This window comes from Streptomyces sp. P5F9 (genome assembly GCF_057961495.1).
The window spans coordinates 1-4,697 of record NZ_JBXVPZ010000622.1 but is presented as its reverse complement, the minus strand read 5'-3'; the positions used below and the strand labels follow the sequence as shown (position 1 = coordinate 4,697).

Sequence of the window (4,697 nt, the reverse complement as noted above, 5' to 3'; positions counted from 1 at the left end):
CCCCCGTCGGTCAGGCCCCCCGCACCGCAGGCAGCGTCCCCGTCCGCGCCGCCTCCCCGTACCACCGCGCGCTCGACTTCGGCGTGCGGGCCAGCGTCGCGTAGTCCACGTACACCGCGCCGAACCGCTTCTCGTACCCGTACGCCCACTCGAAGTTGTCCATCAGGGACCACAGGTAGTAGCCGCGCACGTCCGCGCCGTCCGTGATCGCCCGGCGTACGGCCGACAGGTGGCCGTGGAGATACGCGATCCGCTCCGGGTCGTGGACGTTGCCCTCGGGGTCGGGCTTGTCGTCGTAGGCCGCGCCGTTCTCCGTGACGTAGAGCGGGAGGCCCGGAGCCTCCCTGGCGTAGCGCATGATCAGGTCGTAGAGGCCTGTCGGGTCGATCGTCCAGCCCATCTCCGTGCGCTCGCCCGGGGGTTGGAGGAACGCGACGTCGTCCGCGCCCGGCCAGGGGGAGTACGCACTCGCGCCGTGTCCGTCGGCCCGCGGGGCCGGTCCGGTCGGTTCCGCCGCCGCGACCACCGCCGGGGTGTAGTAGTTCAACCCCAGGGCGTCCAACGGCTGGTGAATGAGCGTCAGGTCGCCGTCCTGGACGTAGGACCAGTCCGTGACCGACCTCGTCGCCTCGAACAGCGACTGCGGATACGAACCGTGCAGCATCGGCCCGTGGAACACCCCGTTGGCCAGGTCGTCGATCTTCCGGGTCGCCGCCATGTCCTCGGGGGACAGTGAAGCGGGCCTGACCACCGATGAGTTGAGGCTCACCGCGATCGAGTTGCGGACCGGCATCGATGCCCGCAGCGCCGAAGTCGCCAGCCCGTGTGCCAAGTTGAGGTGATGCGCGGCCCGAAGTGATGCGCCCGCGTCCGTGCGGCCCGGCGCGTGCACCCCCGAGCCGTAGCCCAGAAACGCGCTGCACCAGGGCTCGTTGAGCGTGGTCCACTGCTCCACGCGGTCGCCCAGCGCCTCGCCCATGATCTGCGCGTACTCGGCGAAGCGGTACGCCGTGTCGCGCTCCGGCCAGCCGCCCGCGTCCTCCAGCTCCTGCGGCAGATCCCAGTGGTAGAGGGTGAGCGCCGGCTTGATGCCGACGGCCAGCAGCTCGTCCACCAGGCGGCGGTAGAAGTCCAGGCCCACCTGGACCGCCGGGCCCCGGCCGGTCGGCTGCACCCGCGGCCAGGAGACCGAGAAGCGGTACGCCGTCAGACCCAGGTCCGCCATCAGTGCCACGTCGTCGCGGTAGCGGTGGTAGTGGTCGACAGCGATGTCACCGTGCTCACCACCGGCCGTACGGCCCGGCGTATGACTGAACGTGTCCCAGATCGAGGGCGTACGGCCGCCCTCCCGCACCGCCCCCTCGATCTGGTAGGCGGAGGTCGCGGCGCCCCAGAGGAAGGCAGGAGGGAACGTCGCGGGCGTCAGGTCTGGCATGGAATCGCTCCCATGGGGTCGAGTGGCGCCCATTATGCATGGGAGCGCTCCCATGAGCAAAGGGTTCGCGCCTCCCGACGTTCGCTCCCCCCGACGTTCGCTCCCCCCGGCGTCTTCCGCCCGTCGCGTGCGCACGATCGCCGCAGACACCCCTCGGGGGGATACCGCTCAAGCGGACTCCCGCACCACCAGCCGCGTAGGCAGGACCACTTGACGGTGGCCACCGCTGCGCTGGGCGATCTCGTCCAGCAAGATGCTCGCCATGGTGCGGCCCATCTCCTCCAGCGGCTGGCGGACGCTGGTCAGCGGGGGATCGATGTGCCGGGCCACGATCGAGTCGTCGAAGCCGACGACGGCGACGTCATCGGGCACTCGCCGGCCCGACGCGCGCAGCTCCAGCACGGCACCCGACGCCATCACGTCGGACGCGGCGAAGACGGCGTCGAGGCCGGGCCGTCTGCGCAGCAGCTCCCGCATGGCCGCGCGTCCGCCCTCCTCGCGGAAGTCGCCGTACGCGATCAGGTCCTCGTCGACGGTGATGCCCGCGCCCTCCAACGCCTCGCGGTAGCCGTCGAGTCGGGCCTGGGCGGCGTCCATGTCCAGGGGGCCCGTGATGGTGGCGATGGTCCGGCGGCCCTTGGCCAGCAGGTGCTCGACCGCGATCCCGGCCCCGCCGCTGTTGTCCGCGCGGACATGCCCCAGTGACTCCCCGTGGCCGCGCCGGCCGGCGAGCACGGTCGGTACGGCGAGTTCGTGCAGCCGGTCGGGCAGCGTGTCGCCGCTGTGGACCGCGAGGATCAGCACTCCGTCCACCCGGTGTGCCGACAGGTAGGTGGCCAGCCTGGCGTACTCCTTCTCGTCCGGCGTGAGGACCAGCAGCAACTGCATCTGTGCGATGGCGAGTTGGGCCGACACGCCGCGGATGATCCCCGAGAAGTAGGGCTCGGAGAAGAGCCGGTCCTCGCCCTCGGGGACGACCACGGCGACCGAGTCGGTACGCCGGGTGGCCAGCGAGCGGGCGGCGGGGTTGGGGACGTAGCCGAGTTCGGCGATCGCCCGTTCCACGGCCGCGCGGGCGTGGGCGCTCACCTTGGGGGAGCCGTTGATGACCCGGGAGACCGTGCCGCGGCCGACGCCGGCGAGCGCGGCCACGGCGTTGAGGGTCGGGCGCCGGACGTCCGCGCGCGGGGGCGGCTGCTCGGCAGGGCTCATCGTTCACCTTCCGGCGATCAGTGGGGACTTGCCTCATTCTTGCCCAGAAAATCGAGCGACGGCCCGGGCGGACTACGCCGGCGCCGCGACCGCGGGACGGACCCTTGGATCACCTGCGTGAATCCTGTGCGGGACCGGTTCGTGTCGGGTCGGTGACGCCTTGTGGAGCGACACATTCACGTGACGTGCGGAACACGCTTGCGCAACAACGCCGTTTTCAAGTCTTGACACCCGGCCCGGCACGAAGGAGTCTTCCGGCATGCCGCGTGGGAGCGGTCCCACGGAACCTCGGGGGCTTCCTTCCGTGTGGACGAAACCACCAACGGCCCGTCCCTCTGTCTCGCATGGCACACCGTTGACCAGCACCTTTTCACCGCACGTCGTGTGCGGTGGGCCGGCCGCTGCTCGCAACGAGAGGGCAGGTCCGGATCGTCGAGCCTCGGCGGTCCGATTCCTGAGATCCCGTTCCCCACTGGAACAAGGAGTAGTGGAATGAGCATCACCCGTACCGCCGGCGGCCGCGGCCGCAGAGTGGCGGCCGTGACCACGACGGTCCTGACGGCCTCCGCCCTGTTGCTGACCGGCTGCAGTAGCGACGACAGCTCCTCGGACGCCAAGGACTCGAACGGGAACATCACTCTCACGGTGGACGACTTCGGGCAGTTCGGTTACAAGGAAGCCGGCCTGTTCGCCCAGTACCACAAGCTGCACCCGAACATCACGGTGAAGGAGAACACCACCGCCAACGAGCAGGACTACTACCCGAAGCTTCTTCAGCAGCTGAACACGGGCAGTGGTCTGGGAGATGTGACCGGCATCGAGGTCGGCCGCATCAAGGAGGTCGTCGACACCCAGGCGGCCAAGTTCACCGACCTGAGCAAGACGATCAACGTGAGCGACTGGGTCTCCTGGAAGGAGAAGCAGGCCACCGCGTCGGACGGTTCGGTCATAGGCGCCGGTACCGACATCGGCCCGATGTCCCTGTGCTACCGCTCGGACCTCTTCAAGGCGGCGGGCCTGCCGAGCGACCGTGAGTCGGTCGCCAAGGCCGTCGCGGGCGGCTGGGAGGACTACCTCAAGCTGGGCCAGAAGTTCCAGGCGAAGGCCGCCAAGGGCACGTACTTCATGGACTCCGCGAGCGCCATGTACAACGCTGTCGTGGGTTCCTCCGCGCAGCAGTACTACGACGCTTCCGGCAAGGCGGTCTACAAGGACAGCCCGGCCGTGCAGCAGGGCTGGAACCTGGCCGCGGAAGCCGCGTCCAAGAAGCTGACCGAGGGTCTGCCCCAGTTCGGCGACGCCTGGAAGGCAGCGCTGCGCAAGGGCACCATCGCCACCGTGGCGTGCCCCGCCTGGATGGCCGGCCAGATCTCCATCAACTCCGGTGACGCCTACAAGGGCAAGTGGGACATCGCTCGTGCGCCCGGCACCAGCGCGGCCAACTGGGGCGGCTCGTTCCTGGCCGTGCCCAAGACCGGCAAGCACGTCACGGAAGCCACCGCCCTGGTCAAGTGGCTGACCGCTCCCGAGCAGCAGGCCGCCGTGTTCAAGGCGATCGGTGTCTTCCCGTCGAACAAGGGCGCCTACGAGCTCGCCAGCGTGAAGAACGCCACGCTGCCGTACTTCAGCGACGCCCCGATCGGCCAGATCTACGCCGACGAGGCGAAGGCCATCCCCGAGGCCGTGCTCGGCGCGAAGGACGGCACGATCAAGGACACGATCTCCACGCAGATCAACAACATGGAGCAGCGGGGCACCAAGCCCGCCAAGGCGTGGAAGGCCGCGACCGACTCGATCGACAAGGTGATCGGCTGACACAAGCCGCGGTGCGGGCGGCCCGGCGGCCGCCCGCACCGCGCCGCGTGCGTGGGGCCGCGCGGCGGCTCCCGCGGTAGGCGCGGGGCCGTCCGCACCGGCCCCGGTCGTCAAGTGCCGGTCTTTTCCGCGGTGTTCGGCGCACACTCACCGGACGCCGCCGCACCGTGTCCGCCGGACCGGCGACCGACCGCGACGACGTGACCCGGGCCGGGTGCCCGGCCCGGGTCACGTC

Annotated in this window: 3 protein-coding genes; 1 reads left to right on the top strand and 2 read right to left on the bottom strand. The window is 70.0% G+C overall.

Annotated elements, in window-relative coordinates; translation table 11 throughout:
- Nucleotides 1–10: 10 nt before the first annotated feature.
- Nucleotides 11–1,435 carry a GH1 family beta-glucosidase gene (locus AC31A1_RS47095; protein WP_489659209.1) on the bottom strand — a complete coding sequence of 475 codons (1,425 nt, stop codon included), beginning with the start codon at nt 1,433–1,435 and terminating at the stop codon, nt 11–13.
- 168 nt (nt 1,436–1,603) lie between these two features.
- Complete coding sequence (locus AC31A1_RS47090; RefSeq protein WP_489659208.1) at nt 1,604–2,647, bottom strand: LacI family DNA-binding transcriptional regulator; 1,044 nt, start codon at nt 2,645–2,647, stop codon at nt 1,604–1,606.
- A gap of 492 nt (nt 2,648–3,139) precedes the next feature.
- Here AC31A1_RS47090 and AC31A1_RS47085 point away from each other — a divergent pair, with 492 nt between their 5' ends.
- Entirely contained in the window at nt 3,140–4,462 is a 1,323-nt protein-coding gene (locus AC31A1_RS47085; RefSeq protein ID WP_489659207.1) for an ABC transporter substrate-binding protein, read from the top strand.
- The last annotated feature ends 235 nt before the right edge of the window (nt 4,463–4,697 follow it).

What these genes read in the sequence shown, in the direction of transcription:
- AC31A1_RS47095 (WP_489659209.1), bottom strand. Translation starts at nt 1,435, where the DNA reads ATGCCAGACCTGACGCCCGCGACGTTCCCTCCTGCCTTCCTCTGGGGC.
- AC31A1_RS47090 (WP_489659208.1), bottom strand. Translation starts at nt 2,647, where the DNA reads ATGAGCCCTGCCGAGCAGCCGCCCCCGCGCGCGGACGTCCGGCGCCCG.
- AC31A1_RS47085 (WP_489659207.1), top strand. Translation starts at nt 3,140, where the DNA reads ATGAGCATCACCCGTACCGCCGGCGGCCGCGGCCGCAGAGTGGCGGCC.